Source organism: Kribbella sp., assembly GCF_035655035.1.
In the GTDB taxonomy this organism is placed as follows: Bacteria; Actinomycetota; Actinomycetes; order Propionibacteriales; family Kribbellaceae; genus Kribbella.
In genome coordinates this window covers 1-4,111 of sequence record NZ_DASRVN010000151.1, presented here as the reverse complement: position 1 = coordinate 4,111, position 4,111 = coordinate 1, and the positions used below count along the sequence as shown (strand labels likewise).

Annotated in this window: 6 protein-coding genes; 4 read left to right on the top strand and 2 right to left on the bottom strand. The window is 68.4% G+C overall.

Annotated features, from left to right (window positions below):
• The 3 genes from VFF46_RS08710 to VFF46_RS08700 form a co-directional block, all read left to right on the top strand.
• Positions 1-497: GNAT family N-acetyltransferase (locus VFF46_RS08710; protein ID WP_414673045.1), on the top strand; the 497-nt coding region annotated here is incomplete at its 5' end.
• A complete protein-coding gene (locus VFF46_RS08705; protein ID WP_325036524.1) occupies positions 494-1,342 on the top strand; it encodes a 3-methyladenine DNA glycosylase in 849 nt (282 codons plus the stop codon). The genes VFF46_RS08710 and VFF46_RS08705, both read left to right, overlap by 4 nt.
• A 437-nt stretch (positions 1,343-1,779) precedes the next feature.
• On the top strand, positions 1,780-1,974 hold the full coding sequence (locus VFF46_RS08700) for a hypothetical protein (RefSeq protein WP_325036523.1): 195 nt from the start codon (positions 1,780-1,782) through the stop codon (positions 1,972-1,974).
• On the opposite strand, the gene VFF46_RS08695 is transcribed toward VFF46_RS08700, so the two are convergent.
• Entirely contained in the window at positions 1,937-2,587 is a 651-nt protein-coding gene (locus VFF46_RS08695) for a class I SAM-dependent methyltransferase (protein ID WP_325036522.1), read from the bottom strand. The two genes, VFF46_RS08700 and VFF46_RS08695, sit on opposite strands and share 38 nt — an antisense overlap.
• Entirely contained in the window at positions 2,584-3,405 is an 822-nt protein-coding gene (locus tag VFF46_RS08690; protein ID WP_325036521.1) for a class I SAM-dependent methyltransferase, read from the bottom strand. Before VFF46_RS08690 ends, VFF46_RS08695 begins: the two co-directional genes overlap by 4 nt.
• A gap of 79 nt (positions 3,406-3,484) precedes the next feature.
• Between VFF46_RS08690 and VFF46_RS08685 the strand changes: the two genes are divergently transcribed.
• Positions 3,485-4,111, top strand: a 627-nt coding sequence (locus VFF46_RS08685) for a Fic family protein (protein ID WP_325036520.1), incomplete at its 3' end; no start/stop codon positions are given.

Here is a 4,111-nt window from a genome sequence, read left to right as displayed (position 1 = left end):
GAGACAGTATTCCGGTGACTATGAAGATCCGGTTGGCTGACTCTTCGGAGTACGACGCGGTCGGTGAGCTGACCGTGGAGGCGTATTCGCACGACGGTTTCGTGCGCGGTGAGTACGCGATGACGCTCCGTGCGGCCGCGGATCGTGCCGACAAGGCGGAGCTGTGGGTGGCGGCTTCGGGCGATGGCCTGCTGGGGACTGTTACCTACTGCCCCGTCGGGTCCGTGTACCGGGAGATCGGCCGGGACGACGAGGGCGAGTTCCGCATGCTCGGCGTCGCCGGCCGGGCGCGCGGTCTGGGAGTCGGTACGGCGCTCACCCAGCGGTGCATCGACCGCACCCGTGAGCTCGGGCAGCGGCGGATCGTGATGTGCAGCGCCAGCTATATGACCACGGCCCACCGCCTGTACGAACGCCTCGGCTTCACCCGTCTCCCGGAGCGTGACTGGGCCCCCATCCCGGGCGTCGACCTGTACGCCTTCGCCCTCGACCTGTGACCACGCTGACGCTTGCCGAGTGGACGTCGTACGCCGAGGCTCACGCCCGGCGGGTCGACGTACTGCTGGCCGCTCACCTGGAACGGCGAACGCGCCGCGAGCCGCATCCGGTCGAGGACTTCCTCTTCACGTATTACCCGACACGTCCGAACCAGTTGCGGGTCTGGCATCCCGGGCCGGGGGTACGCCTGGAGGGCGGGGCTGTTTATGAAGGCCGCCGTGGGTACGTCGTCGTGGACGGAGCCGCCTTGCTCGATCCGGCCGAGGTGGAACGCCGTACGGACAGCATCAAGTGGATCCGCGCCTTGCTGTCCTCCACGCTGGACCGGCAGCCGCAGTTCGGGTGTTTCGGCCTGCACGAGTGGGCGATGGTGTACCGGAGCCCCGAAGTACGGCACGCCGCCTGGCCGCTGCGATTGGGGGCCGAAGGCACCGATCAGGTCGTCGAGTCGCACAAGATCGGCTGCTCCCACTTCGACGCGTTCCGGTTCTTCACCGCATCCGCTCGCCCTTTGAACGTCCTGCAGCCGACCCGCGAGTCCCAGCCCGCCCTGGAACAAGGCGGCTGCCTGCACGCGAACATGGACCTCTACAAGTGGGCGTGCAAGCTGATGCCGTTCACCCCGAGCACGCTGGTCCTGTCGTGCTTCGAACTCGCCCGCGACATCCGCACCCTCGACATGCGCGCCTCCCCGTACGACCTGGCCGACCTGGGCTACTCCCCCGTCCGCATCGAGACCCCCGACGGCAAGGCCGAGTACACAGCAGCCCAACGCACCTTCGCCGACCGAGCCCGCCCCCTCCGCCGGCAACTCGTCGCCCTCTGCGACACCCTGCTCGGCTGACGCGCAACTCACAGACGGCTGAGCTCGTAGCCCTCGAAAATGCGCCCCTTGCTGCCCGTGCACGGAACCACACCGATCCGCGGGGCTCGATGAAGCCTCCCCCGACCCGCACCTCGTCACCCAGGCGCGCCACGACCTGCCCGTCGGCATCGATCAGAACCGGCGTACCTTCACGGATCCCCGCACTCCAGCCGAGTGGCCAAGCCACATCGACATCTCTGTAGCGGTCCTCGGCGCCGACTCCAATGCCGTACGGCATCCGAACGACGAGGCAGTTGGTCGAGGTGACTTCGAGCGTTCCTTCCATCGCGGCCTGCATCACCACCGTCGGGATTCTGCTCTGAACCGTCAGTCCAGGGACCGGAACGTCGTGCGCGCTTTCCATTGCCGACCATCTCCAACAGTCGCCGCGTAGGAACCCAGGCTAGTCTCGCGGTATGGGAAAGATCGTCGCCATCGCATTCGCCGCACTACTGATCGCGGTAGGCGGCGTCTGGACCTTCCAGGGCCTCGGCTACCTCAAAGGCAGCTCAATGACCGGCCAAACCCTCTGGGCCACCATCGGCCCCATCATCGCCGCCTTCGGCGTAGCCCTCATCTTCGTAGCAATCCGCGGCCCCAAGAAACGCTGACCCGCAGCACCGCCCACTGGTAGTGCATGACGCGGTCCTCGTCCCAGGTCGCCCACTGCTCGACTTCGCCGTACCGCTCCAGCACCGCCCGCAGCCCGTCATCCGTACGGATACTGAAGAACCGCCCGGGCCCGTACCCCTTACCGTCCTGCCACACCTGCTCACTTCCGTCCGCATTCCCCCACAGACCGAGCGCCAGCGGAGCTCCCGGCCGGAGTACCCGGACGATCTCTCCCAGGGCTCGGTCAAGGTCCTCGTCGGCCACGTGCAGGAGCGTGCTCATCGTCCAGCCCGCGTCGAAACTGCCGTCCGCGAAGGGCAGCTCGAGCACAGACGCAACCTCGGCCCGCAGGCCGAGCGCACAGCACGCCTCGACGCTGGCCGGCGCCAGGTCGACCCCGGTGTAGGTGAAACCGGCCGCCGCAATCGCCTGACCGTCCCGCCCCGGACCACACCCGATCTCCAGAACGGTGCTGCGGCCTTCGGCGTGCAGTTGGTCGAGGTACGCCGTACGCCGTACGACCCGCGGCTCGGCGAGTTCGCGGTTGACGCGTGCCTGTAGTTCGCCGGTGTAGTACGTGACGAGGTCGCGTTCGCGGTCGGTGCGGGTCATCGGGTGGCTTTCAGGGCGAAGAGCAAGGGGATGCGGGGGGCGTCGGTGGGGAGGTGCCACCAGCCTTCGGGGGTTTGGTGCATGTGGGGCCAGCGGGGCCAGGGGAGTACTTCGGATTCGCGCAGGGTGGTGATCCGGAAGCCGGCGGAGGCGAGTGTGGTGACGAGCTCGCCGAGGCCGTGGCGCCATTCGTAGCTGGTCTGGCGGCCGGGGACCTGGTCGCCGGTGTACGTGACGGTGGAGTCGTGCGAGATCGCGCCACGGCCTTCGAGATAGTCGGCCCGGAGCACGAGGTCGTCGCTCTCACCGGGCAACGAGACCTCGCGCAGCGCGTTCAGCAGCGGATGAAACTCGACGACGTAAAGGAAACCACCGGGCTTCAACAGCTCGCGTACGACCTCCGCCCAGTGCGGCAGATCCGGCAGATAACAAAGCGCACCCTTGCCCGTGTAGACGACATCGAACTGCCGACCCCCGACCGCGGACACCGCGTCGTACACGTTCGCGTGCAGATACTCGACCTCCACCCCGGCCTCGCCCGCGATCCGGCGCGCGGCCTCCAGCGACTTCTCCGACAGGTCGAGCCCGCTGGTCCGCGCACCCCGCCGCGCGAACTCGATCGTCTCGGTCCCGAGATGACACTGCAGATGCAGTACGTCACGACCGTCGAGCGGCCCGAGATCCGCCCACTCGTAGTCGGCGAACCAGTACTCCGCAGGCCGGTCGTAGAACGCGCTCGCCGCGTGCAGCGGCGCCCGGGCGTCCCAGTCGGCCTGGTTGGCGGCCACCATCTGCTGCGTCTGCGCGTCCAGAGTCACACCCAGCAGTCTGCCCGCTGCCCGGGCCACTTTATCCACAGCTCTTGTTCAAGGTTTGTGGGTAAGCTTGAATAAGGGTATGGCGAGAGTCGAGTTGCACCGCTGGCCCGGGCACCCCGACGGGTTCACCCGGGCGGAGCGCCTCGGCGGGTCGTACGAGCTGTACCTGCCGGACCCGCTGGCCGGCCGCGCCTTCGACCTGCCCGACGACGTGCTCGGACTGCTCGAGGACGCCGCCGGCGATCTCGCCCGCCTGGACGCGACCGCCGCCGTACTCACGAACAGCGAGGCCCTGGCGCGGCTCCTCCTGCGGGCCGAGGCGGTCGGGTCGTCGCACATCGAGGGCCTCGTCGTCGGCGCGCGCCGCTTGCTGAAGGCAGACGTACTGCGGGACCGGACCCACGACGTGACGGCCGAGGAGGTTCTCGGTGCGGTCGACGCGATGACCTGGGTGACCGAGTCCGTGCAGGCCGGCGAGAAGCTCGAGGTCGACCACCTGCTGGAGGCGCACCGCCGCCTGATGGCCCAGTCGCCGACCCCGGAGTACGGCGGCGAGATCCGGTACCTGCAGAACTGGATCGGCGGCCGCTCCCCCGCCGAGGCGTACTACGTGCCGCCGCCGGCGCAGCTGATCCCGGAACTGCTCGCGGACCTGATGACGTTCGTCCGCGAGTCGCGGCTGCCGGTGCTGGCGAAGGCCGCGATC

What these genes read in the sequence shown, in the direction of transcription:
- VFF46_RS08700 (WP_325036523.1), top strand. Translation starts at nt 1,780, where the DNA reads ATGGGAAAGATCGTCGCCATCGCATTCGCCGCACTACTGATCGCGGTA.
- VFF46_RS08695 (WP_325036522.1), bottom strand. Translation starts at nt 2,587, where the DNA reads ATGACCCGCACCGACCGCGAACGCGACCTCGTCACGTACTACACCGGC.